This is a genomic window from Micromonospora sp. NPDC050276 (assembly GCF_044459545.1).
Lineage (GTDB): Bacteria > Actinomycetota > Actinomycetes > Mycobacteriales > Micromonosporaceae > Micromonospora.
On record NZ_JBITJA010000010.1, the window covers coordinates 1 to 24,338 of the forward strand.

Consider the following 24,338-nt stretch of genomic DNA (forward strand, 5'->3'; position numbering starts at 1 on the left):
CGCCCAGTCCTCCACGCTCAGCACCTCCCGATGCTTCAGGAGGTGGTCCCGATTCAGCCGGAACCACATGGTCAGTTTTCAGGCGGAGCCGACACAGGTCCCACTCGCAGACGCGGCCAGACTGAGCGACCCGCCGCAGAACGTGGCTGCGGGGCAGATTGACTGAGAATCAAGCCGAGTTGGCCTTCTCAATCGAACTGCTCCGCCCAGCTCAGCGCGCCCCACCCGGAGCAACTTCGCTGAGAACGGACACCCGGGCCAGCCGATCCGACGCGGATGCGCCACCGCCTCGGCGCCAACCACCCGGACAGTGGCAGAAGTCGATGACACGGTGGGTGGGTGACGGTTCACGAATACTGCGACAGCGTGTCCGCCGACGGCTCGGCCGCAGTGCCAACGTGTCACACGCCGCAGCGGCGACGACCGGTCAGGCACTCATGCAGGTCGATGACATGGTGTCCGCGGACATGTCCTTACCCGACAGGCGCGGACACGGCCTGCGTGCGGTTGACACGCCCGTCCATGCGGCGCGGGGATGTCATGTCGGTTTGACCACCGCCACCACGGGAAGGGCTGTCGCCGATCGAAGCCAGTGTCACTCCAGGTCAGGAACACGCGCGTGACTGCGCTGTCCCGGCCCTGCTCAGCGACCGCGCCGGACACTTTGTCAACGACGAACATCGATGACATGTGCGATGCCGCGGACACTCGGCCGGACGCGGAGGACACCTTCTGCCCACCTCGAGGCCATGGCCGCGCGCACGGACGCAATCGACATGTCTCGACGTCGTGTGACCGCCGCCGATCCCATGCCCGGACAAGGTGACACAGCACCCCTGCCGACGTTCCTGTCCTCTCGGGCGCGGCCCGCCGCTGCCTGTACGGACAAGATGTCAATCGATCATCCTCGTTGACACCGGTTCGCGCGTTCCCGGGCAAGGCAGCCGGTACGGAGGGTTCCCCATCACTGGTGCGTCCACCGGCGACCGACACGGGCGAGGCGCCAGGCACGATGCCCGGCCCGGGGGACGCGGCAGGTGGTCAGGATGCGCGCCACCACCACCGGCGTCGTCGCCGGCATTTCGGGCGTGCCGGCAGCGGATGCCACGCCGCTGTGAGTCTCTGTGATCGGCTGTGAGTCGCTGTGAGTGAGAGGGTGTACGGCCCCGGAGGCATCTTGTCGGGCACTTCTCGCACGGCCCTCTGCTCTCTCACAGCCCTGCTCAGAACCCTCGTACGAGGGGACGCCGGCGCGAACGCCAGCTCAGCGCCAGACCGGACGGGCTGTGTCAGCGGCTGTGAGCGCCTGTGAGTCGCTGTGAGTGACTGTGAGCGGTGGGCGCGGCCCGACGATCGCGGCCTCGTCGCGGAGCCGTCTGGGTGCCGCGCTTGGCGTGCGTCGGTGGCTCACAGCCCTGCTCAGCCGTACCGCGGCCCGTCCCGCATCGCCCGCCTGGTGCCGGCCCCGGGTCCGGAGTTCGGGCGAGGCACCGCAGCGGCCCGCTGGGCGCGAAAGCCGGCTTGACCTGCGCTGTGAGTGCCTGTGAGTCGGCCGTGGCGTAATCGGCATTCCAGCGTCGCCAGAACACGGCGGCGACGCCCGATGGTCTCTCTGGCCTAGGAGTACTGATCATGAGTGTGTCCGACACGACCTTCCCTGCCGCGCCCCTGGACGCCGTCGACGTGGCGTTCGCGGCGCTGACCAGCGACCCGGCGCCCCTGTCCCTCGACCTCGAGATGTTCGGTCCGGATGACGGCCTGCTAAGGGGTGTCGTGGCGCTGCCGGCGCTGCGGGACTGGCTGCTGGCGAACCCGCGCGCCTACACGGCCCGCGACGCGGTGTGGCGGGAGTTGATCCGTCGTGCCCGCCTGGACGGGCCGCAGTGGGTCATCGCCGCGGTCGGCATGGCGATGCCGGCGCTGCGCCGCTACGCGAGGCGGTTGTCCGATGGCTACCGCGGTGACCCCGACGACATGGGCGCGGAGATCCTCGCGGGTTTCCTGGCGGCGCTGCGTGACCACGTGGACGTGGCCCGCCGGGCGCCGTACGCGTCGTTGTGCCGGGCCGGGTGGCGCGCCGGGCACGCGCTGCGCCGGCAGGCCAGCGAGTTCGTTTTGGTTGAGGACGTGGAGCGCGTCACGGGACCGCGGACCCCGAGGGTGCCCTACGGGCATCCGGACGTGCTGGTACGCCGCGCGGTGCGCCTGGGGATCCTCGACGCCGACGACGAGCAGCCCTACGTCGACGTGCGGCTGGGCCGGCGGGCCATGGATCCGATCGCGGCCCGGATGGGCATCAGCACCGACGCCCTGCGCATGCGGTTGGGTCGCATCGACACCCGCCTCGCCGAAGCCCTCGCCAGCGGCATGCTGACCGGCGCGGCGTCCCCGCAGGCCGCCGAGGCGTTGGCGGCGCGAGCCGAACGCCGGGCCAGTCTGCGCGCCGCCAGCTGCCGTCGCCTCTCCACCACTGCCGCCACGTCGACGGCAGTCGCGTAGGTCCGCTCCCGGAGACCCCCTCGTGACGCCGTCACTTCCTTGGGGGTTCGGCTGAGCCTGGGCTGGATCTGTCCGTTGACAGCGAAGTCGAATCTCGTCCGCCCCCGCGAACAGGGGCGGGTCATCTTCGATGGCAGAAACTCGATCCGAACCAAATTCGATGGCAAGAAGTTCAACGTCGCCGGCAACGGACAAGATCACCTCGACTGAGAAACCCGCCCGCTGTGAGTGGCTGTGAGTGGCTGTGAGTGGGGCAGGCGTTCGCCAGAGCACACAAACGGCGGTTCCTTAATGACGGCGCCAGAAGCCGCGCTCGGATTCTCGCCGTACCGCAGGTACCGGCCGGTGATCCGGCCGCGCGGACCGGCCGGTTCCGTGCCCGGGCGGCCGTCCCGGCACGGAACCGGCGAGCCGTTGCCCTGTCACCCACCGCGACGCACGACCGCGGTGGGTGATCCGCCCGAGGTGCGCCGCACCGACGCGGTCACACGGGCAATCATCCACCCCTGCCACCCCCTGCCGGGGTGGCGCCATCTTGGAGGTACCGGTCATGTCGACCACCTACCATCCCCAGTTCACTGTCCCGTCCACCCGACCGATCCCGGCGGAGCTGCTCCTGGCCGAGAGCGGCCGCATGCGCCTGCCCGACTGGTGGGCCGTCGAGATGCTCGCCGAGCACCGCGTCCTGACCACCGCGCAGCTCACCGCACTCGGTTTCGCCACCACCACGGCGTCGGCAACCCGACGTCTGGCGATCCTCGCCCGCCGCGGCTGGATCGACCGCCTCTGGAACACCGGCGCCGCGGCCATCGCCGACACCTGGTGGTGCCTCGGCCCGATCGGCACCCAACTCACCCCACTCGACGAAGACCACGATGTCACCCCGGCGCAGGCGTACCGGGCCCGCGACCGGCTCCGCGAACACGCGGGCCTGCCCGGCCTGCTGCGGGCCAACGACTTCTTCGTCGACCTGGCCACCCACGCGCTCACCAAGCCCGGGAGTGACCTACGCACCTGGTGGTCACCGCGCACCTGCCGATACGTCACCGCGGCGCGACATGCCGCCTGGCACGGCGAGTACATCCACGACCGCAACCGCCACGCGTTCTGGTACCAGCCCGACCCCGGCGAGATCCGTCCCGCCGACCTCGCCGACCGCGTCCACGCCTACCGGCGGCTGGCCGAACAGACCGGCCTGGCGACCCTGCTGTTCCACGCCGCCGACCCCCAGCGAGAGCAGGAACTACGCCGCTACCTCGAGCGCCGCAACACGCGGCACCTCACCGTCGTCACCAGCAACCCCGAGCACGGCCACCCGGCCGACCCGGTCTGGCAGCCGATCGGCGAGACACACCGCCTCGCCCTGACCGACCTTCCCCACACCCCCGAGCAGTGGCCGCCCGACACCGTGACCTTCAAGGAGGTACGGCCCCGAGCCCCACACCCCATCTACGACCCCGAACGCCCCTACGAAGAATCCGTGGCCAACGGCGAGTACCACTACCCGCCGCGCCCCTGACCAACCGACCACTGCTCCTCGACCGGCCCACCCGGGCCGGTCGAGGAGCAGGCCAGGGCGACCCACGGAAGCGACCACCCGGTCACTGTCAGGAGGACTACCGGAGGTTGCCGTTCGCTTCGAACCCGAACGGCAACGCCGACGGCTCTCACACCGCAGGCCGCAGCCGCTGTGACCAACTTCGATCGACAGGCGACTGTCACCGGAAGTTCGTCACACGCGCGAGACCAGACAGGTTGGCATGTCCAGCCAGGCTTGCGGACAGCGCCTGGGGACCTCCGGCTGCTTCCGCCCGCTGGCGACCGCGGGGCGCACCAACCTCACACCCACTCGCACCTCTGACCTTGGAGCACCAACGATGATCACCCCGCACCGCGAACCTCACCGGCGTCACCGGCCCGACTCACACCCACCCTCGCCGCACCGTCTGGCCGAACCCGTTGTGCCCGGCGCTTCAGCGGTCAGTGCCGATCTCCGTTCTACCGTCCGTCTTGATCCTGACCCCCAACCTGACCCCTCACGGCCGCTCACAGCCCAGGTCAGCCCCGCTGTCAGCAGTCGGGGACCGCTCCAGACAGACCCTCCAGTCTCGGGTCTCTCCCCCCGGGCTTGTGCCCATGGGTAAACACCTACCGACCGCGGATCCGCTGCTGCGCCTGCAGGCCAGCATCACCGCCCGCGACGACCGGCTCCTGGGCTGGCTCTACGACCACGGCGTGCTCACCACCGACCAGATCGCCGCCGCCCTGTTCCCATCCCTGGACTTCACCCAACGCCGGCTACGCCGCCTCACCGCCCTGCGAGCGGTCGACCGGTTCCGACCCAACAAAGCCGACGGAGGCTCCCACCCCTACCACTACGTCCTGGACCAACTCGGCTACGACCACGTCCACGCCCAACGCGGACTCCCACGAAGCCGCCGGGACCAGGCACGCCGCCGCAAACACTCCCTGACCAACCGACCGGACCTGCCGCACCTGCTCGGCGGGAACCAGGTCTTCATCGACCTCGCCGCCCACGCCCGCACCCACCCCGACAGCGACCTCGTCCGCTGGCAGCCCGCGTCGGCCTACCACGAACCCGGCACCCTCTACCGCGAAGGCGGCGACCCACACATCATCCTCGCCGGAGCGACCGGCCTCCCCCGCCCAGACGGCGCCGGGATATGGACCGAGCACGAACGGTCCGTGCCGTTCTTCCTCGAGTACGACACCAACGGTGAGAACCTGCAGGTCCTCATCGACAAAATCATCAAATACGAGCGGCTCTACCTCCTGAGCACCTGGGCATGGCCGGTGCTGTTCCACCTACCCTCCGCACGACGCGAGGCGAACCTGCACCACCGCCTCGCCGGCACCGACCCGAAGGCGGTCATCGCCACCACCACCGCCGAACTACGCACCGCACTCGCCGCCAGCCCCGCCCACCAGATCTGGCAACTACCCGGCCGTACCGGCCGTCACCGCCTCATCGACCTGCCCTACACCGACGCCCACCACGACGACCAATACCTCACCCACGACCAGCCCACCCCGGACGAGCGGGCCGACTAATGAGGGGGAGCGGAACACGCGGCGGCGTGCGGCGGCCTGCAGGCGGCACACGCCGCCGAACCACCCCCACCCGCCAGCTCGCCGGCCCCGTAACCGTCACCCGTCCGTACGGGCGCGCACCGAGGCGACCGGAAGCGAACTGCGCCCCGATCGGGAACTGTCAGAGTCTGTCAGCCACGCTGTCCGGCGACAGCGCCCGCGCCCGCCCTACCACCGCCCGGAGCGGCGGATCAGCTGCGGTGACAACCATCGCTGAAAGTAACAGTTGTAGCTGACCGTCACAACAACCTTCGCGCCGCCAGCCGGAAGCCGAAGAGACCGGACGACTTGATCTCTGGGCAAAGGTGAGCGTCGATCGTGTCCACCGTCCGGTAGTCCGTGCCGGACGACGTGACCGTCGACGAAAGGGACTTCACTATGCCTCGTGAACGCCTCAGCTTGCTCGCCGTGATCCCCGGTGATGTGATCGACCCACTCCTATGGCGGCTCGCCCTCGATGTCGCCGCCGCCCACCAACCCGACAACCACGGCAACTGCCGCAACCTGCAGTGCGCCGGCCAGCGCGGCATGTGCGCTGCCGCCCGCGCCGCCCGCCGAGCCATGAACCTCGCCCGGCCAGCACGGCCAGCCGCCACCCCGCCCACAACCCGGCGACCGCACCGGCGCGCGACCGTGGCCGCCTCCCGGCCGGTGCCGTTTCGTGGTTGGTTCACCACTTCGCCGGCAGAGCCGGCGGCGGACAGGCGCCTGCCGCGATCTCCTCGGCCATCCTTGTCGGCACCGACGGCCGCATAGGACGACACCCGACCTGATCGGCAAGATCCGCCAGCGATTGCCCTTACCTAGGACCGGGCCAGCGTTTCTCAGCGTCTGGCCACCGGTATAGCTTCATCACCGATATATTGAGGCCATGGCCACACCCACGCCGCTGCGGGAGCCCACCTTCCTCATCCTTACCGCCCTTGCGCGGGAGCCCATGCACGGCTACGGCATCATCGGCGACGTCGCCGCGCTCTCCGGCGGTCGGCTGGCGCTGCGGCCCGGCACCCTCTACGGCGCGCTTGATCGCCTCAGCGACGAAGGGCTGGTCGAACGGGACCACGAGGAGGTCGTCGAGGGACGGCTGCGCCGCTACTACCGGCTCACCGATGTGGGCCGGTCCGTGCTCACCGCGGAGACCGAACGACTGCGCCGCAACGTCGAGGCCGCCAGTCAGCGGCTACGGATTCGGCCCGCGGGCACCGCCGCCGCAGGCGGCACCTCACGCGCCCCTGTCAACCTCCCGGGGGCGATCGCCCGCCCCACCCTTCGACCGAGCGGAGGCTTGGCATGAACCAGCCCAACCCCGCGCCGGAGCAGGCCGGGTCACCGCTGGAGTCCCGCTACCGGCGACTGCTGCGGGCCTACCCGGGTGACTACCAGGCCGAGCGAGGCGACGAGATCGTCGGAACGTACCTCGACACGATCAGACCGGGGCGACGCTGGCCCTCCCCCCACGACGCCCTCGACCTCCTCGGTGCCGGACTCCGGGAGAGACTGCGCGGGTACGGCGCCCTCGGGCTGGCCGCCGCCTTGCCACTGGCCGCGACCGCCGCGCTGAACACCCTCGTCGCGGTCGCGACCTTCCTGCTCCTGCAGGTCGAGCTGAACGACCCCCGCGTCAGCGGGCTGGACCCGGCGGGTCCGTTCCAGACCATCGGCGCCGTCATCTGGCTGGGCTGGCTGGTCGTCGGCCTCACCGCGACGGCGCTGCCCGGGTCTTGGGCACGAACCGCTGCGGCCGGCTGCCTCCTGCTAACCGTCGCACTGCCACTCGTGGCCGCTCTCATCGGACAACCCCGACCGCCGCTGTCCGTGCTGCTCCCCACCATCGCCCTTGGCCTCGCCACCCTCGCGCTGCCCTCTCATCCCAGCTGGATCGCACGAGGCCTGCCGCTCCTCGCGGCCGGCTTCGGAACAGCCGTGTCCGCGGCTTTCAGCTCCGCCGAGAACGGCGGGAATTGGTTCGTCTCGTACAGCTCGACCCCCGAACTCATGGCGATGGCCGGCGGGCTTCTGTTCGCCCTGGTCCTACTCGTCGGACTCGGCCGCGCCCTGCGCGCCGATGACACCGGACTCTGGGCGACACTGCTCCTCACCACCCCCGCCGGTCTGTTCGGCACCGATCAACTCAGCCAGGCGATCTGGGGGACCAGCGGCGGCGGACACACCCCTGCGGGCCTCGTCGTCACCACTGGATCATTGATTCTTCTCGCCGGCGCGGCGCTGCTCACAGCTGCCCTCGCGTGTCAGGCCGCACGACACCGGGCCGTACGCCGACGAGTGCTGGACAACGCCTGCGCGACCTGCGGACACCGGCCGGAAGCAACAGCAGAGGGGTGACACTTCCGCAGCCCTGAGCTACCTCCGGCCCCCGCCTGCACCTGGAAGCTCTCGCAATAATGCTGCGCCGGCCCCGCCGGTTCGATCACTCGCCGGCGCTACATCCGCCCGGAACCCACCGCTTCCGCCAGCGCAACTGGCGGGCCGTCGGTGACGAACAGTGGGCCTGGGATAGCCACCCAACCAGCCGTCCCCACCCGCAGGACACCGGAGTGACCGCCCCGCCCAGGGGCGGAGTGCCGCAACCTCGAAGGATCATCCCGATCGTCGGCCGACCCAGCAGGTCCGACGCACCCTCCGTCGCATCAGGAGCCCCCTGTAGTCAGCCGCAGTTCGGGCAACTGTTCGCTGGCGGCGTCGATCACTGAACGAGCCAGGGCTGCCGGAAGGCCGGCCTGCGCTGCCAAACTCTCTATCGTTACCCGCTGCGGCCCGAGGAGTGCCACAGCCCGGCCGAGCAGGGAGGGCTGCTCGCGAGGGCCCAGGTCACCCGGTTCGGGATGCCCCCACTGGGCGAGCAGGGTCATGCCCCGCCGGTAAGTGTGGTCCCGGTACACGCCCAGGTCGTGACCCCGATACACGAGCGCCTTCAGGCTGATGCCCCAGCGGCGTTTCAACTCGTGCAGCCGGTCAAAGTCCAGGCGGGTCGGCAGTTCCGCGGCCAACGCCGGACTGGGGGCGAGGAACTCGGAAGCGAAGGCCGTGGCCTCCCGCTCAAGGATCTGACTGCCGGGCTCCGCGTCGTGATGCAGCAACAGATGACCCAGTTCGTGGGCGGTGTCCATCCGGGAGCGAGCCCTGTCATTCTTGCCCGGGTTCAGGAAGACGAATGGCCGCTGCCCGTACCAGTGCGAGAAGGCGTCGACCCGCTCCGAGGCATCCGGCAACGACAGCACGATCACCCCGTGCGCCTCCAGCAGCCGTACCGTGTGCGGCACCGGCCCGTCGTCGAGCCCGAACTCCCGGCGCCCCGCCGCGGCGGCAGCGCGGATATCCTCGGCACGCGCCGGTTCCGGCAGGTCGAGCTGGGGCAGCCGCAGCTCGGGCAGCCGCAGCTGCCGGCTCAACACCTCGACCACCCGCCAGGCGACCTCACCGAAAGCCTCCGCCTGGTCGCGCTCAGCCTGACTGGTGGTCCGCAGGCTACGAAAGTGCGCGCGCCCCGCCGACGTGGGAGCCGGAATGCCGGCGGCGAAGAACTCGACCGGCATCATCAACGCCAACGCCAACCGGGCCAGCACCGCCGCCGAGGGGCGGGCCTGCCCTAGCTCGTACTGACTGACCGCCGCCGCCGTGACCCCGATCTGCCGAGCCAGCTCGTTCTTGCGCATCCGCCGCCACCGGCGCGCCAACCCGAGGGCGTGCGGCTCAAACGCCGCGACGACCGCAGTGGCCGGAACCGGCGGACGAGTCCCCCCGGTCACGCCGAGCGGCCGGCGGAAGCACCGAAACTACGGCCGGCGGTGCGGCCGGACCGCAGCGTCTCAATCGGCAGCTCGGGGATCGGCAGCTCATCGTGCCGCTGCCCCGGCACGCCAGTCGGGTCGCCGACGACCGGGAGTGGCGTCCCCACCGTCACCGCCTCGCCGAACCACAGCATCACCTCGAACCACGGCGATCCGCCCTCACGGTTGTCCCGGGGCAGTCCGAGGTACGCCGTCGCCTCGCCGGTCGTGATGTCTCCGGTGTGCGCGACGCGCAGATGCCGCTTGGGCGGCACCATACCGGCGAAGACCTCCGGGAACTGCTCGTCGTCGTCGAAAGCCAACTGGCCGTCGTGGCTGTTCTCCACCGCCCCGCCCAGCCGGGCCTCGCTACCCTCCCACCGGATCGACTCGATCCCACCCTGCAGCGAGTAGAGCCGCACCACGTACCCGGCGCAAAGGACCTCCAGGGAGTTGTCCTCCAGCCGCACCCGCACCCCGTCGACACCGGCGAACGTCGCCTTGCCCAGGTTGGTCAAGTTGCGCCACACGGTGGTGCCGAAACTCATCGCATCGTCGCCGAGCTCCGGCTCATGCCGGTCCGCGGCACGCCGGTACACCTGCCGGATCAACCCGCCTAGCGGCTCAAGCACGCCCCGCTCATCCAGTACCGCGGCCGCGTTGTCCAACAGGTTCATGCCGGGAAATCTAGCCGACGCCACAGTTGAAGTTGCGGAAATCAAGCGGACAACACGCCGGGACTCGAATACCGCGGGCGTTCGCCAGAGCACACAAACGACGGTTTGAGTGTGGGAGCGCCGATCTAGCGACCGATCGGCGGAACTGACCGCCTGACCCCCGACCGACCGACCGACCGCCCGTGCGTCTGCGAGCAGCGGCTGTAATCTTCGCTGGCGTGCTGCCGCGAGCCTCACCCCTCATCTATGACCCCGACCGCCCGTACGACGAATCTGTCATCTCACCCGACCGGCTGACCCGTGGCCGGTCCGATGGTCCGGCCGAGGGGCAGACCTCACCGACCATCCGTGACCACGAGCGCGGCGGACCGCTTGACGCTCAGGCGAAGATGAGCGTTGATCGAGTCCGCCGTCGCGGGCGTGTTGCTCCGACACCCTCAAAACGGGGTTTGTCAGGACTCTGACAGCGCAGCTGGTTGGCCTGACAGTCCTGGTCACGGGCCTACCCGCCCTCGCACGCCGGATCCACCTCTCGACGGGCAGCACTGCTGACTGTCAGAGCTTTGCCGGCTGATCCCCGATCTTGACGTGAGACACCAGCAGGGACGGGAAGGGCAGACACCTCGGCCGGCGGCATCCCTCCGCCAACCGGGGGCGCATGCCGGCTGAGCTGCTCTGTCAGCCTTGCTAACGGCTGTGTGCGAGCGGTGTCAGAGTTTGTCAGACCAGGGGGGCGTTCGCCAGAGCTGACAAACGGCGTTTTGAGGGCGAGGAAGTTCCAGCGGCCGGTACAATACCGGACCCAGACCGCCGTAAGCTCCGTCGGGGCCCGCAAGACCGGCGTCGGGCGATCCACCGCACTTGGTGGCGATCTGTAGCTGAATCGGCATCGATCGGTTCGCTACGAACGGCCGAAGGGTGCCGACGTTCGCGCGACTGTCCGGCTGCGAGGTGCCGCGTCGATGTCAGCGCTCATCGGCTGTTTCGCCGTCAGCGCGGCGGCCACTTCGTTGTCAGCGGTGACGCCGTACCGGGCCGGCCGGGGAGGGACCGGCTTGGAGCGTGGATCGCTTAACGTTTCTTGTCGGTAGCTCTCGGTAGCGTACCGGTATGTCTGCTTTGACGTACGAAGTGAAGGACCGGCAGAGCCCGGTGGCGGCGTGGCTAGGGGTCACGTTTGCGCAGCACAAGGAGATTCAGGCGGAGTTCCGCGTCGCGGCGGGTCCGCAGCGGGTGGTGATGCCGGCCGGGGTGGCGCCGGGTACGCAGGGTGCGGCGATCGACTTCTGGCTGCGGATGCTCGTCGACCCGCAACCGTCGATCGCGCTGCCGCTGGTCGGGTTGGTGTCGGGACGGGCGCCGTGTCTGCGGGCGGGCCGGGAGTTGCTCCACGAACTCGCGGCCGGGGAATCGCCTCACAAGACGGCGGGCGGTGAGGTGGAACTGCGGATGCGTACAGCCGGGTTCGCCGATCGTGGCGACGAGTGGTGGGCGCGGGTCTGCTACGCCCTGGCGCTGCTGGTGGAGCTGTACCGGGCGGCGTCGGTGGAGAATTCCCGGCTGATGCGCCTGAACGAGTCGAGCGGTTCGGGGGACCTGCTCGCGCTGGCCAACGACGTGGAGGTGGCTGACCTGGTCGCGATGCGGGACCTGGCGGTCGAGCGGCTGCTGCCGGCGTTGCCGGCCGGGCCCGTGACGACCGGGATGACATTCGATGGCAGCGCCGACCTCGCCGCCGACGCGGACCTGGTCGCCGGTGGGATGCTGGTCGACTTCAAGGCCGGTCAGGGTGGCAAGCCCCGCGCGGACGGCACGCGGGCGGCGTCGCTGGGACGGACGGACCTGGACCAGTTGCTCGGGTACGCGTTGATGGACTACTCGGACCGGTACGGCCTGCACACCGTCGGGGTGTACGCGGTGCGGTTCGGCTACCTCGCCGCGTGGCCCCTCGCCGAGTTGGGCCAGCGGATGGGCGGACGGCTGGTCGACCTAGCGGCCCTGCGGAAGGAGTTCGCGGGGGTGCTGCGGGACCAGTTGCCGCCCTACCAGACCCGGCGCGGCTGGTAGGGCGCTGCCTGACGTGCGAATCCGGCCCGCCGACCCTGGTTGGTCGGCGGGCCGGATCTGGTGCCGTCTGCTAGTCCTCGATGAGGAAGGCGTGCCCGCCGCCGTGGTTGGCGTAGCGGTGCAGCCATGCACGAAGGTGTCAACCGAACCGGGGGCAGTTCCGTCTTTAGATCAGCGGCTGGAGCCTCGGACCAGGGTGGATAGAAATCGAATGGAGTCCTCGACACGGTGCTTGATCGTGCGAAGGGTGGGGATGTCGAAGCGTCCTGCAATGCCGTGCGTACCCTTGTTGAACTGGGAGAACAGGTTCAACACGTCGTTGACGTTTGTCTCCACGAAGTCGCCCAGAGCCTCGTAGCCGGCGCCGTTCAGCTCGAGCAGATAACCGATCTTCTCCCGCCGCGCGACGGCCTTGCCGTCCGGTCCTCGCTCGCAGTTCGGCTTGGCTTGCAGCACCACGGCGTCGGGCGCCTTCATGTTGATCAGCTCCACGATGACCTCGCGGGCGCTGGTGCAGAAGTGCCGCGCGGCGTCAGGGTTCCGCGGATTGATCGCGAAGCGCGCGCCCTCCCAACGGTTGTGCAGGTCTAGTGACAGGGCGGACAGCTCGTCGGTGAGCGACGTTTCCTCGGCCTCCTCCGCGTCGGCGGCCGTCTCGCTCAGAAGTGTGTTGGCGACGTGCGCGCTGTTGGCGGTCTCGGTTTCCGCCAGGTCGGCCAGCTCTTGCCCGCGCTCGTTCCACAGCTCGGACTGCTCGTCGACGTGGGAGTACGCGGTGTGCAGCGCGATGGTGGAGGTCTGAACTGTGACGTAGCGGGTCGTTGAGCGCTGGCGGTTGAGCCGCGCGATCTCGGCGTTGAGCCGCTGTCGATTAGAACGCACGCGCGCGTTGTGCGCGCGCACCTCGCGGTTGTAGTCGTCGATGTCGCGCTTCACCTTGCGGTTGTGCGCCGTGACCTCGCGGTTGTGCTTGTCGACGGCCTGCTTCACCTTGCGGTTGTAGTCGTTGACCATACGGTTGTACTGGGCCGGGGTGACCTTTCGTGGCATATCAAACCTCCGCGCGCGAGGGTACGCCAGACGTACGACAGAAACGGCGTCCAATTCAGCGGTGCATCGATGTTCGCTCCCGGTACTTCGAACAAGATCAGTTGTCGGGCGGGGCGGGGCGGGGCGGTCCAGCGCATCGCGAACGTGATGTCCGGGTGCACGGTGATCCGCCCGGCCGTTGTGTTGTCGGCTGGCGCGGCACGGACGGCCAGGTGCTGCTAGACGAGGCCGCGACGCCGGTGGTCGGCGGTGTACCCGGAGGCGTACGGCGACGTGGCTTCGTGCTCTCGAAACCCGCGCAGGGTCGGCTCGGTGCCGTCGAGGTACGCGCGCAGCAGGCGGGCAGGAACGTCTGTGGGTTGATCGGTGAGGAACCGGTGGAGCCGCTCATCGACGGCAGTGCCTGTCTGTGGGCGGGCCGGTCGCGCAGCCACTGGCAGGAGGCGTCCAGGCCGCCGCCGTGCAGGTCGTCGACGCGGGCGAACGTCTCCCCGGCGTGTTGGCGGCAGATGTCAGCGCGGTAGTGCATGACCTGGCCGACCGGCAGCCGGCGAGGCAGGTCGGCGTACCGCCGCCGCGCAGTCCGGTCCCGGGCCGGGCCGGGCCGGGCCAGGTCCAGGTCGACCACGGCGGCGGCCAGGTCGACGAACAGGTTACCCACGGCTTGACCAACCGCCCGTCGACGTCGACTTCCACCGACGCCTCAACGTGATCACCTTCCCAGGCGGCGTTGCGGTACGTCGCCGGCCGCTGAAGGAACACATCGTGCGACCGGGCCGCTTGCTCGCCCTTGCGGAGCCCCGCCAGGTCACCCGGCGCCAGCGCCTCACGCACCGCCCGCCGCAGTGTCGTCAGACCCGGCGCCGGCGGACCACCCGCCGCCGCAGCATCGACCAGTTCCCGATGCACCGCAGCGACGTTGCCCCGCCAGAACGCCAACGGCTCCCGCAGCCCGGCATCGAGAGTCAGCCGCGGCCGCACTGTCGGCTCAATCCGGCCCGCAGTAACCGCCGCCCACCGCCACACCGTCCGCTCGGACCCCGAGCCCCCGCGCTACCAGCGCCACCTGACCCATGTTGACCACCTATCACCCACAGTTCATCGTCCCGTCCGCCCAACCGATCCCGGCGGAGTTGGTCTTCGCCGAAACTGGATCACCATCAACGTTCCTAGAAGTGCAGCCAGATGGAGGCCTGTCGGCAACTCGGCGACGCAACTACGCTGTACGCAACTGTTAGGGGGTCCGAGTGGAGTTCGCGGAAGCGGAGTCGTACTTACGGCGTGTTACCAGGCGAGGTTCTACGCGTGACGCGTTGAAGTGGGTTCAGGAAGGCCGTCAGACAACTGCGACGCGCACTCGTGAGCTTTTTGCGGCTCTTGCCGCCCTCGCTCGACACCCTAATGTGGAGACGGCACGTCTCGGCGGACAGGCACTGCAGGCGGCACGCAGAGTGCACTTGCACTCTCAGATCGATCCCTCGGCGGAGCTGTTGGACATCGACACCGTCATGCCTCCGGGTGCCTACCGGAAGGCGTTAGATTCCTTGGCGACATCAACCGCCTCGGGCACGCTTCAAGACATCAATGTGACCGCTGTCTTCCATGCTCAGAAGCAGGATTCGAGTGTTGTGCCCACCCTCTGCGCTGTGGCCGGCATGACGTTCAACGAGCTACGAGACCGCTCAGAGGAGCGCCTGCCCGGGAATCCGGCAGGCGTTTGGTCCGTGTCGCAGGTTTCCGCGGCCTTTGAAGTGATCGATCGTGTGGTTCGCGGCGCTGCCCTCCCTCGCAATCCTGCGGCCGTCGCTCGGCGGCCGGTAGAGATGCTCTTCGCCGACGACGGTGCCCCGCTGGGCTGGCATCTCGTGGAGCAGATGCGGACCGGAGGCGCGCCGTACGAGGTGCTCCTGGCGCAGCGGGTGGTAGGAACGTCCTGGGGAGGACACCGAAACAGCACTTCCTCCATCGTCCAAGCACAGGTGACTGACGACTTGTGCCAGTTGCTTGAACAACACGGGGTCCCGCATCGACGACTTAAGCGCGGTAAGGCTGCAGGTGAAGCGCTCGCCGCGCTGGCGGCGGTCACCCGAGAAGACATCGAGGAGGAGGACCCCCATGACGGCAAGGGCGTGTCTGCCGCGGTCACCGTGATCGCTGAACCGCCGGCTGGGCAGACCCACGCGATCGTGGTCTCGGTGGCCACCAACGGTGGCACCGCGAACAAGAGCGGCGGAAAGTTGGTGCAGTTGCCGCCGAAGTTCCGGGTTCCTGTCTCCGTGGTGTTGATCGGACCCGGCTGGGCGAAGCGGGGGGAGTCGGCAGACCTGATCCACGCCTTTGAAGGCCGCACTTATACAGAGCGGACGCTTAACCAGCTAGTGAGGGACATGTTGCCCGACGCCGAGGGTTGAGTCTCGGGGCCTCCGCGGTCGGGTTGCCCGCGAGGGTCGGTCGCAAGAATGTCGTACCTAGCGTGCAGACTCAGAAACGCCCGGTTGACCTACGCCGGCAGGCAAAGACGTGGGAGATTTACGTGATCAGCGGCCAGACCCGAATTAACCTCATCCAGGAGACCGTCAACGCGGTTGCCGCCGACCACTCGGACCGGCGTCCTCTGAGGTGGCGCGGCGAGGACGTGTCCTGGCCGGTGGTCCAGATGCCTGTGTCGCACGCGCTTCTAAACCCCTACAGCCACCGGATCAAGGCGCAGGTCGGCTCGCTCGGCGCCACGGAAAAGATCCTCTCTGAGGATCCGTTCGGCGATGAGGCGCAGCAGCTCATCGCCGAAATCATCCGCCGCACGCCACTTTACGCGCGGATAAAGGCGACTCTAGCGCGCGATAAGCAGCAGGATCCGGGCGTCATGACACACAAAGGTGTGTTGATCAACGCGAACACTCGCCTTGTCGCACTACGCGAGCTCGGGGTGCAGTACATCAAGGTCCAAGTGCTCCCGCCGGACGCGAGACCAGCGGAGCTGACGGAGCTAGAGCTTGGCTTTCAGATGCGGCCAGACGTCCGCCAGGCCTACTCGTTCACGAACGAACTGATATTCATCAAAGACCTGCTCGACGAGAGTTGGACCCCTGAGCGCATCGGACTGGAGATGGACCGCGCCCTCGACGGCAACAAGGAGGGCGACCGCAAACGAGCGGCTCTGCAGGTGGAGGCGAACGCTCGGCTGCTGCAGCTGATCGAAACTATTATCGCTACGAGCGGGGGTCAACTCACCTACGAGTATTTTGACGGCGAGATTCAAAACGTCAAGGACATCGACAGCGCGTACGAGACTCAACGGAAGAAAGATCCCCAAGGGGCCATTCGAGTCCGAGACGCCAAGATCGCGGGCATGCTCGCAGGTCTCGATTATCGTAAGGTTCGCGAAATTGACGACAAGCTGCTCAATGATTATGTACTCCCGGCGCTTGAGGAAGAAGAAGCTCTCAAGGCGGTAGCTATAGAGCTTGCCACAGGAGCAGGGCCGGTCGACGACTCCGATCTTGACGGACTTGACATTCTCGACGAAGTTCACGACGGCGACATCGGCGCGAAGAAGGTTACGCTGCTGCCTATCTATCGTATGTTGGCGAGTGTCGACGACGATGACGAGATCATGCTCCCGGGGAGTGGTGACGCCGCGCCGATTACCATGTCAAAGAGGGTCTTCACCGCAGCTGTCAATAAAGCACTGACCGTCGCTATCGATGTGAAGGAGCAAGACAGCAAGGGTAATGATGAATTACGTTCACCAATGCGACATTTGCTGAATGCTGCAGCGTCATGTGACCGCGCGCGGGATTCACTATCGAATGTAGCGCGGCATCAGTCGTTCGACGTGAATAAGCTGCAGACTGCGTATGAAGACTATATGCGCTCGCACGACGAGTTGATGATGGTTCTTGAGAACGTCGGTGTCCGACTGACCGAATACGACAACACCTGATGGCACCTGCTGGGATACTTCGTTTACGTTTGGGTCCCGGGAACCCTCCGGCGATTATTGCCGAGCGCGGTGAAGGAGTCCCGGACGTTTTTTGGGGACAACTGCGCGTCGAATGGGGCTACGCCGGCGATCCGAGCCAGGCCGTTCGCGTGCCACTGCCCCGATTTCGTAGCAACCTAGCGTGGCTTAGACCGGCCTGTAATGCCTACCGAGTTACCCTGGACTGGGGTCCTCGGGTGGCCGATGTCATCCGCCAGGTCAGCGAAGAGCGACGACAGCTCGATTCAGTGATCGCCGATGAGCCAATGGTGTCCGCCGATGAACTGCGGACGCGTCTTGCCGCCAGCCGGTTTCGTCGAGACTTGAAGCCGTTCCAAATACGGGACGCCGGGCGCCTGCTTGCTCTCCCTCACGGTGCCAATTTCTCCGTACCCGGTGCGGGAAAGACCACGGTCGCCTACGCGGTATACGAGGCGGAACGGACCGCGGGCCGCGTCGCTCGACTACTGGTGGTGGCTCCGCTATCTGCGTTCGAGGCGTGGAAGACGGAAGCCGAGGCGTGCTTCGCCCCGGACGACCGCCCTCGCGTCGAAGTCTTTGGCGACTACGCCCCGAGCGACGCGGAAGTCCTACTCGTCAACTATCACCGCCTCGCTTCCAACTATGACGAGCTTGCGAACTGGGTGAGCAAAATGCCCACACTGGTTTTACTCGACGAGGCACACCGCATGAAGGCCGGGAGAAGTGGCACACACGGCAGCGCGTGCCTCGACCTCGCCTTCAGCGCTGACCGCCGAGATATTTTAACCGGTACGCCGGCACCCCAGGCGCCGAACGACTTCGTTGCATTGCTCGACTTCCTGTGGCCCGGGCAGGCGCAGCGCATCCTTCCGCAAACTGCACTGGCCAGCCGGCCGGCGCCGGAAGTGGCGCACGACTTGGCCTCCGCGATACGACCTCTGTTTGTGCGGACACGCAAAGAGGAACTCGGACTGACGCCACCGAAGTTACATGTAGAGCCCGTACCGCTCGAGGGTCTGCACCGAGACATTTACATGGCGCTTCGAAACCGATATGCTGGACTACTTTCCGTCAGCATGAACGACCGTGCTGAACTCGGAAAAATGGGCACGATTGTGATGTATTTGCTCGAAGCGGCCACGAACCCGCATCTGCTGGCAGCTGGATCTAGTACCGCTGATCCGCCCATATTTCGGCACCCTCCTCTGCCCGTCGAGCCAGGGAGCCGGTTGTGGGACCTTATCCAGCGTTACAACCAATACGAGACACCGGCAAAGTTCCAGCACCTCGCGCGGCTGGTGAGCCGAAACGCCGAAGCCGGGCGGAAGACGCTGATCTGGTCCAACTTCGTTCGCAACCTGCATTCCCTCCGACGCATGTTTGGCCGATACCAACCGGCTCTTATCTACGGTGGTGTGCCATCGTCGGCTAGCAGCCCAACGGCCGTGCTGACTCGAGAATCTGAACTGCAACGGTTCCGCGAAGACTCCGACTGCATGATATTACTCGCGAACCCAGCTGCTATGAGCGAGGGTGTAAGCCTCCACCAGGTGTGCCATGACGCTGTATATCTCGACCGCACCTTCAACGCCGGACAGTACTTGCAGAGTATCGACAGAATTCACCGGCTGGGCCTGCTGCAAGGTACCGAGACGACCCTGACGTTCCTCACCAGTCAAGGGACGATCGATGACGTCGTCGACGAGCGGATCCGAGTCAAGGCGACGGCCCTGGGTAACATGCTCGATGACCCCGATCTCGTGACGATGGCATTGCCGCAAGAAGACGAAGAGGGCTACGGGTACGCGCTGGACGATGCCGACGATCTGCAAGCCTTATTTTCTCACCTACGGGGTGAACCGTAGTGGAGCGCGAACGTAGGGGATTCGCGGTGGTGGCGCCAAAGTTGCCCACCATGCTGCAGCTGCAAGCGGCCTTCTGGGTGACCAGGTGTGTGAGCGAAGACGGCATCTCGAACGTCGAACTTAGCCGGAGTTTCCTCCACGTTCCCACTGGAGGCCTACACGATCGTAAATCCCTGATTGCAGGGCAGCGCCTTCTCACGGAACTCGGACTTCTCGTCGAGCGCGAAGAGGTGGTTACACCAGGGATGGACCTCTTGAGCCTGCGGCCTCTCCCGCTCGATGCGTTCGTTGAGGCAGTCTTACAGAGGATTTTCGGACAACGGCATGACATGTGGCTGTCCGCTTTTACATCGGCCGACGACGTCTACTGGGAACGTGTGCCGGCTGATGCAGCACACCTTCTGCGGTCGGTCTTTGAGGACCCGAGCCGACGCGCTGCATTCGTCATATCGACCGCGCGTAAGGTTGACGCGGCACTCCTAGCTGAAATTGGCGATGACGGCGAAGAGGCTGTGGCATTGGCATGCCGCGAATATCTGTTGTCCAAGGATCGGAGCGACCTTGCAGACCAAGTCGCTCGCCTGAGTATCCATGACGACACGCTCGGTTACGACGTCACAAGTCCTGACTGTCGCGGCCGTCGACATCATCTGGAAGTCAAAGCGACTCGGTCGATCGGTCCGCGTGTTGAGTTCTACATCAGTCGCAACGAGGCCACTGTCGGTGCCAACGATGTGTCTTGGTCAATCGTGATCGCCCGGCAGGAAATCCACCCGCCCGACGGAGTTCTCGCCATGCGCGTCATCGGTTGGCTCTGCTACGCCGACATCGTCCCCGCCTTGCCGCATGACGCCGCGCTCGGGGGACACCTGCATGGTCGCTGGGCGAGCGCACGCATCACGGTGCCGGACGACCTCCTCCGACCGGGGCTGCCCTTGGACCGAGACTAGCTACACCCTGCCGTTATCGGCCGCGACTCGCTACCTCCGTTGATCAGCCATTATGATCACCGCACGATGTCCGTGTAATGCGAGCGATGAGGTCGAAGACACAAGTTGGCGTGACGTTGCGAGCGCGTACCGCTGACGAGGCACGATGAGGAGGATGACGATGAACGCCGTGACGCACCGTGACGCGGACATCGTTCCCGTCGAGCCACACGCACTACCCGGCGCTGGTCACATCGAGAGCCCCCTGCGTCACCTCACGCCTTCTGCCGTCAGCGCCAGGGCCAAAGCGGAGAGCCGCAATCGGGAAGTACACTTGCCCCCAATTAGTACGTATCGCTGGTGGGCTCGGCGAACCGAGGCCGTTAACGGCGCACTGATTGAAGCGACATCCCGAGATGTGCCGGGCCGGATGCTCGTCGCCGATATTTTCGCAGGTGGTGGTGTTATTCCCCTCGCAGCGGCCATCCGCGGTCATAAAGTCTACGCGCAAGATCTCAACCCTTGGGCCGCGACTGGACTCGCTGCAATGTTGGGAATGCCGACTGCCGAGAAGCTCAAGGAAGCGCAGGCTGCTCTCTGGCAGCGCGTTGAAACTCAAGTTCAAGCGGCTTACGGCACGACTCTGTCTGACAGCACTCCGGGACTCGTCTCGCATACCATCAGAGTGGCGACCGCTCAGTGCACCGCCTGCGGAAGACGTAGCCGCATGTTTCCGCATGCGCTCGTAACTCTCCTCGCCCGGCGCGAGCGCAAGCGCCCCGAAGCCTTCCTCGCGTGTTCCAACGGACACCTATTTCGCGGGCTCTGCACGGCACCATCACCCTGCCCACAATGCCGATCCGTCACCGATCCGGCCGCGAACTACACTGCAAGACGCAAGATCGGCTGTGCTTGCGGACACGTTGACCGCCTCGACGCGCGGGCCGGAACCTGGGAATGGGAGGTCGTGCTTGTCGAGCGAAGCCGACCTGGTCTTCGGGAAATCGCGGAGCCTACCACCGGCGAACTAGACGCGGCGAACGCCTCTCATGGAACGCCTAGAAGGGACTTAGGATTTATTCCCGACGGGCAGGAAACGAAGGTTCTTACCCGTCATGGGTTCTCGCGCTGGGAACAGTTGTACCCTGTGCGTCAACGTGTGATGCTTGAGCGGCTACTTTGCGCCGCAAAAGATTGCTCTACTGACGATGCGGTGAGTCGAGCCATCGAGATTGCTGTCGTTGGATCCGCTGAGATGGCCGGCCACATGTCGAGATGGGACCGTTTCTACCTTAAGAGCTACGAATCGATGGCTGGCCATCGATTCAACCTTACTACCTTGGCTGTGGAGCCCAATGCCTGGGGCACAGCTAACAGCGGACGCGGAACAGTTCTGCGGCGCCTGAATCAGCTCGTAAAAGCTGCGGCGTGGATCCATTCCCGGATCGAGAAACAGCTCGTAGTCGAAGGTCCGGTGTCTGAGTTGAGCGAGGCCCCTGGTGGGGTCTTCAGCGCCGACGTTCGTGTTGTCGAGGGCTCGTCGGAGGCGGTGCTACTGCCCGACGGCTGCGTCGACCTCGTACTCACGGATCCTCCCTATCACGACGACGTGCAGTATTCGGAACTATCGCTGCCGTTCCGCGCCTGGGCGCAGTTAACAGACGGCTCTCTTCTAGGTGAAGCTGTTGTAAACGCGGCCGTCGGGCAACTCACTAATGATGGTTCCTACGAGGCCCTGCTCGCCCGAATCTTTAGAGAGGCGCGCAGGACGCTTTCAGTTAACGGTCGTCTCATATTTAGCTACGCCAACCGTAGCCCCTCAGCATGGATAGCTCTCTTCTCTGCATTGCAAGCAGCCGGATTCCGTGCCGCAGGGTGCGAAATCGTGCACAGCGAGAATGAGACGGATCAAGCGAAGCGGGGTGTGCGCGCCTGCACTCTCGACCTCATCCTCGATTTGGTGCCCGCGACTTCCGTCGAACTAAAACAACATGCCCCTGGGTCGCTCGCTACCAGCGATGAAGCTGCCTTCCTGAAGACCGTGGCTGACGTGTTCCTTCAGGTGGGGACGCTGGAAGGTGATTGGAAGAAGCGGGCCGAAAGGCACTTTGCTGCGTCGTCTTTCCTGCAGTCCCGCTAATGTCTGCGGACACTGCGATTGGCCGCGTGATCGAATTATTTCGACTACGCTGCGTCTAGGGTGTGAAGACGACGGCGCGCGGCGCGCGCGACCTACGCCGCGACGACCGACCTGCAGCACTGAAGGGCGTACCTTCTCTACTTTGCTCACCAGTACTCGCTACTCACAAGGTATGCCCCGATCGGATGGCGCGCCACATCTAAGGCCGGGGCGGCCGGGACTATCCAGGAGGCCTTCGCTGTAGGGAAGCGCACCGGTGGGCAGGCGCCAGGTCTGGATCGGTTGATCGCGGGTGGTTGAAACCTGAGGAGCACCCGTCGAGCGACCCGGGTCCACACAGGACGGTGCCCACCACGAAAGCGATCGGAACTCTGCAGGTAAGCGCATTCATTCCGTGGGCATCTATCAATCCGATGCCTCGTGACCTATGGATTAAAAGTCCACAGCTCTGCCATTGAGCTAGCGGCCCGCGCGCTCAGGTTACCCGACGGTGAGCGCCGACGACTCTCGGCTTCCGGCCGGCCGTCGATGGCTGCGACTGGTCGTGTCGCCGGGCGGCGCATGGGTGTGGGCCGGTGGGGAATCAGGACCGGCATGAGATCGAGTAGCCCGCCGGCGGTGGCGGCCTCCGGGGAGGAGGTCGGGCGGGATGGCGTACGTCAGCCGGGTGGGGAAGTGCACGCCTGGCTGCCCGGCCAGAACCAGACGGTCTGCGGGCTGGCACTGAGCCGGACCCGGTTGCGTCGCTTCCCGCATGTGCGCTTCGACTACTCGGGCACTGATGTGTTCACTGAGGCGGACGCGGTGGGCTGGATCTGTCCGCGCTGCCTGGCTGCCACCACCGGCCGGCGGGGGAAGGAGAAGCACGGCTGGGTACGGGACTCCCCTCGCCCTTGATCGACTCGGGTTTGTGGAAGTCGGGCTGTCCTGCCAGGTCGGATGCCCCGACCTTCAGGAAGTCGAGTGGATCAAGCCGCGTGCCGCGTGCCGCGTGCCGCGTGCCGCGGGCCGCGGGCCGCGGGCCGCGGGCCTCGAGTCGCGTGCCGCGGGCCGCGGGCCTCGATCCGCGAGCCACGAGCCGCGGGCCGGCGTGGGTGGTTGAGCTGCGGCTGGGCGGGTACGGGGTCGGGCATGCGGATCGTGGTGGTGGGGGCGAGCGGCAACGTCGGTACGGCGCTGCTGCGGCGGCTGCGCCGGGAGCGGGGAGTGGAACTGGCCGGGGTCGTCCGACGGTTGCCCGGCCCGGATGCGGGCGAGCCGTACGACCAGGTGGAGTGGCACTCCTGCGACATCGGCGCACCGGGCGCGGCCGGACAGTTGGCCGAGGTGTTCGCGGGTGCGGACGCGGTGGTGCACCTGGCCTGGCAGATCCAGCCCAGCCACGACCAGCGGGTGCTGCGCCGGACCAACGTCGAGGGCAGCCGGGCGGTGATCGACGCGGTGGTCCGGGCCGGTGTGCCCGCCCTGGTGTACGCCTCGTCGGTCGGCACCTACGCGCCCGGCCCGAAGGACCACCCGATCAGCGAGCGGTGGCCGGCCACCGGCGTCCCCGGCTCGTCGTACAGCGAGCACAAGGCCGAGGTGGAGGCGCTGCTGGACGGGGTCGAACGGGATCACCCGACGCTGCGGGTGGTGCGGACGCGACCCGGGTTGATCTTCCAGCGGGCCGCCGGTGCGGAGATCACGCGTTACTTCCTCGGCCCGCTGGCGCCGGTGCGGCTGCTGCGCTTCGGTCGGATCCCGCTGGTGCCGACGAACCGCCGGTTACGGATGCAGGCGGTGCACGCCGACGACGTGGCCGATGCGTACGCCCGAGCGGTGTTGGGTGATGCGCGCGGTGCCTTCAATGTCGCTGCGGACCCGGTGCTCACTCCGGAGCTGGTGGCCCGGCACTTTCATGGTTGGACGGTGCCGGTCGCCGCGCCGGTGCTGCGGGCGGCGGCGGCGCTGACCTGGCGGGCGCGGCTGCAACCGGTCGACGCGGGCTGGGTGGAGCTGGGTCTGAACGCCCCGCTGATGTCCAGCGAGCGCGCCGAGACCGAGCTGGGCTGGCAGCCCAAGATCAGTGCGCTGACGGCGCTCAAGGAACTCTTCGCCGGAATGGCCGACGGCGCTCACACCGCGAGCCCACCCATGTCCGGCGCCCGGGACCTCCCCGGCCGCCCCGCCGCTCTCCTGCACGCCCGCCCCCCAGGCCAAGGAAATCCCTACTGACCCCCACCCCCGGTTCGTTGATCAAGAGCTTTCG

At 66.9% G+C, this 24,338-nt stretch carries 17 protein-coding genes and 1 tRNA gene; 13 read left to right on the forward strand and 5 right to left on the reverse strand.

Going from position 1 to position 24,338, the window contains the following annotated elements; genetic code table 11:
- The first annotated feature begins 1,632 nt into the window (after positions 1-1,632).
- The 5 genes from ACIBF8_RS22155 to ACIBF8_RS22175 all read left to right on the forward strand — a co-directional run bounded on the left by ACIBF8_RS22155 (position 1,633) and on the right by ACIBF8_RS22175 (position 7,953).
- The gene (locus ACIBF8_RS22155; RefSeq protein ID WP_396785250.1) at positions 1,633-2,499 is read left to right on the forward strand and encodes a hypothetical protein; all 867 of its coding nucleotides are present in this window, start codon (positions 1,633-1,635) and stop codon (positions 2,497-2,499) included.
- A gap of 550 nt (positions 2,500-3,049) precedes the next feature.
- Positions 3,050-4,018 (forward strand): replication-relaxation family protein, encoded by a 969-nt coding sequence (locus ACIBF8_RS22160; protein WP_396785252.1) that lies wholly within the window; start codon positions 3,050-3,052, stop codon positions 4,016-4,018.
- Positions 4,019-4,635: 617 nt separating this feature from the next.
- Complete coding sequence (locus tag ACIBF8_RS22165) at positions 4,636-5,571, forward strand: replication-relaxation family protein (protein WP_396785254.1); 936 nt, start codon at positions 4,636-4,638, stop codon at positions 5,569-5,571.
- 910 nt (positions 5,572-6,481) lie between these two features.
- Positions 6,482-6,904, forward strand: a complete 423-nt coding sequence (locus ACIBF8_RS22170) for a PadR family transcriptional regulator (protein WP_396785256.1) — start codon at positions 6,482-6,484, stop codon at positions 6,902-6,904.
- Positions 6,901-7,953, forward strand: coding sequence for a GlsB/YeaQ/YmgE family stress response membrane protein (locus ACIBF8_RS22175; protein ID WP_396785258.1), 1,053 nt, complete (start codon positions 6,901-6,903; stop codon positions 7,951-7,953). The genes ACIBF8_RS22170 and ACIBF8_RS22175 overlap by 4 nt, the downstream gene beginning before the upstream one ends.
- 305 nt (positions 7,954-8,258) lie before the next feature.
- Here the strand turns inward: ACIBF8_RS22175 and ACIBF8_RS22180 are convergent, their stop codons facing one another.
- Entirely contained in the window at positions 8,259-9,377 is a 1,119-nt protein-coding gene (locus ACIBF8_RS22180) for an XRE family transcriptional regulator (RefSeq protein WP_396785259.1), read from the reverse strand.
- Complete coding sequence (locus tag ACIBF8_RS22185) at positions 9,374-10,075, reverse strand: hypothetical protein (protein WP_396785261.1); 702 nt, start codon at positions 10,073-10,075, stop codon at positions 9,374-9,376. Before ACIBF8_RS22185 ends, ACIBF8_RS22180 begins: the two co-directional genes overlap by 4 nt.
- A 1,110-nt stretch (positions 10,076-11,185) precedes the next feature.
- Here ACIBF8_RS22185 and ACIBF8_RS22190 point away from each other — a divergent pair.
- The gene (locus ACIBF8_RS22190) at positions 11,186-12,142 is read left to right on the forward strand and encodes a hypothetical protein (protein ID WP_396785263.1); all 957 of its coding nucleotides are present in this window, start codon (positions 11,186-11,188) and stop codon (positions 12,140-12,142) included.
- Positions 12,143-12,313: 171 nt separating this feature from the next.
- Here ACIBF8_RS22190 and ACIBF8_RS22195 read toward each other — a convergent pair whose 3' ends face one another.
- The gene (locus tag ACIBF8_RS22195) at positions 12,314-13,192 is read right to left on the reverse strand and encodes a hypothetical protein (protein ID WP_396785265.1); all 879 of its coding nucleotides are present in this window, start codon (positions 13,190-13,192) and stop codon (positions 12,314-12,316) included.
- 97 nt (positions 13,193-13,289) lie between these two features.
- A complete protein-coding gene (locus ACIBF8_RS22200) occupies positions 13,290-13,853 on the reverse strand; it encodes a hypothetical protein (RefSeq protein WP_396785266.1) in 564 nt (187 codons plus the stop codon).
- Between the two features lie 796 nt (positions 13,854-14,649).
- On the opposite strand from ACIBF8_RS22200, the gene ACIBF8_RS22205 reads away from it, so the two are divergent.
- The 5 genes from ACIBF8_RS22205 (at position 14,650) to ACIBF8_RS22225 (ending at position 22,090) form a co-directional block, all read left to right on the forward strand.
- A complete protein-coding gene (locus ACIBF8_RS22205; protein WP_396785267.1) occupies positions 14,650-15,603 on the forward strand; it encodes a hypothetical protein in 954 nt (317 codons plus the stop codon).
- A 122-nt stretch (positions 15,604-15,725) separates the two neighbouring features.
- Entirely contained in the window at positions 15,726-17,135 is a 1,410-nt protein-coding gene (locus ACIBF8_RS22210) for a hypothetical protein (RefSeq protein WP_396785268.1), read from the forward strand.
- 236 nt (positions 17,136-17,371) lie between these two features.
- Positions 17,372-19,021, forward strand: coding sequence for a DEAD/DEAH box helicase (locus tag ACIBF8_RS22215; protein ID WP_396785270.1), 1,650 nt, complete (start codon positions 17,372-17,374; stop codon positions 19,019-19,021).
- 50 nt (positions 19,022-19,071) lie between these two features.
- Positions 19,072-19,971 (forward strand): protein NO VEIN domain-containing protein, encoded by a 900-nt coding sequence (locus tag ACIBF8_RS22220; protein ID WP_396785271.1) that lies wholly within the window; start codon positions 19,072-19,074, stop codon positions 19,969-19,971.
- Positions 19,972-20,125: 154 nt separating this feature from the next.
- Entirely contained in the window at positions 20,126-22,090 is a 1,965-nt protein-coding gene (locus ACIBF8_RS22225; protein ID WP_396785273.1) for a hypothetical protein, read from the forward strand.
- A 326-nt stretch (positions 22,091-22,416) separates the two neighbouring features.
- Here the strand turns inward: ACIBF8_RS22225 and ACIBF8_RS22230 are convergent.
- Positions 22,417-22,560 (reverse strand) — tRNA-Lys (locus ACIBF8_RS22230).
- Positions 22,561-22,684: 124 nt separating this feature from the next.
- Between ACIBF8_RS22230 and ACIBF8_RS22235 the strand changes: the two genes are divergently transcribed.
- On the forward strand, positions 22,685-22,987 hold the full coding sequence (locus ACIBF8_RS22235) for a hypothetical protein (protein WP_396785274.1): 303 nt from the start codon (positions 22,685-22,687) through the stop codon (positions 22,985-22,987).
- A gap of 234 nt (positions 22,988-23,221) precedes the next feature.
- The gene (locus tag ACIBF8_RS22240) at positions 23,222-24,304 is read left to right on the forward strand and encodes an NAD-dependent epimerase/dehydratase family protein (RefSeq protein ID WP_396785276.1); all 1,083 of its coding nucleotides are present in this window, start codon (positions 23,222-23,224) and stop codon (positions 24,302-24,304) included.
- Positions 24,305-24,338 lie beyond the last annotated feature (34 nt).

Coding starts and splice junctions, on each gene's coding strand:
- ACIBF8_RS22155 (WP_396785250.1), top strand. CDS start 1,633: ATGAGTGTGTCCGACACGACCTTCCCTGCCGCGCCCCTGGACGCCGTC.
- ACIBF8_RS22160 (WP_396785252.1), top strand. CDS start 3,050: ATGTCGACCACCTACCATCCCCAGTTCACTGTCCCGTCCACCCGACCG.
- ACIBF8_RS22165 (WP_396785254.1), top strand. CDS start 4,636: ATGGGTAAACACCTACCGACCGCGGATCCGCTGCTGCGCCTGCAGGCC.
- ACIBF8_RS22170 (WP_396785256.1), top strand. CDS start 6,482: ATGGCCACACCCACGCCGCTGCGGGAGCCCACCTTCCTCATCCTTACC.
- ACIBF8_RS22175 (WP_396785258.1), top strand. CDS start 6,901: ATGAACCAGCCCAACCCCGCGCCGGAGCAGGCCGGGTCACCGCTGGAG.
- ACIBF8_RS22185 (WP_396785261.1), bottom strand. CDS start 10,075: ATGAACCTGTTGGACAACGCGGCCGCGGTACTGGATGAGCGGGGCGTG.
- ACIBF8_RS22190 (WP_396785263.1), top strand. CDS start 11,186: ATGTCTGCTTTGACGTACGAAGTGAAGGACCGGCAGAGCCCGGTGGCG.
- ACIBF8_RS22195 (WP_396785265.1), bottom strand. CDS start 13,192: ATGCCACGAAAGGTCACCCCGGCCCAGTACAACCGTATGGTCAACGAC.
- ACIBF8_RS22220 (WP_396785271.1), top strand. CDS start 19,072: ATGCTGCAGCTGCAAGCGGCCTTCTGGGTGACCAGGTGTGTGAGCGAA.
- ACIBF8_RS22225 (WP_396785273.1), top strand. CDS start 20,126: ATGACGATGAACGCCGTGACGCACCGTGACGCGGACATCGTTCCCGTC.
- ACIBF8_RS22235 (WP_396785274.1), top strand. CDS start 22,685: ATGAGATCGAGTAGCCCGCCGGCGGTGGCGGCCTCCGGGGAGGAGGTC.
- ACIBF8_RS22240 (WP_396785276.1), top strand. CDS start 23,222: ATGCGGATCGTGGTGGTGGGGGCGAGCGGCAACGTCGGTACGGCGCTG.